The following is a 258-nucleotide window of genomic DNA, read 5'->3' on the forward strand; positions in this document are numbered from 1 at the left end:
TACATAGAGATGGGATGGGCCGGCGTAGGGAGCGGCGTGTGGATGTTTTTGAGATTTGCTGTGGGCGGGGTGCTGGTTGGATTGGTGCTCGGCTTTATCTTTTCACAAGTCATCCGGTTTTATGACGATTACCCGTTTGAGATCGCGGTATCCGCTCTGCTGTTTTTCGGCAGTTATTTTATTGCGGAACATCTCCACGTATCCGGCGTAATTGCCGTAGTAGCGGGAGGTTTTGTGTTTGGAGATTATGGCGGGAAG

Annotated in this window: 1 protein-coding gene; it reads left to right on the plus strand. The window is 50.8% G+C overall.

What is annotated here, in order from left to right; translation table 11 throughout:
- Positions 1-9: 9 nt before the first annotated feature.
- On the plus strand, positions 10-258 hold a 249-nt coding region (locus SB822_RS58675; protein ID WP_410859319.1), incomplete at its 3' end, for a cation:proton antiporter.

It is taken from the genome of Paraburkholderia sp. SIMBA_054, assembly GCF_046534875.1.
Taxonomy (GTDB): Bacteria; Pseudomonadota; Gammaproteobacteria; order Burkholderiales; family Burkholderiaceae; genus Paraburkholderia; species Paraburkholderia hospita.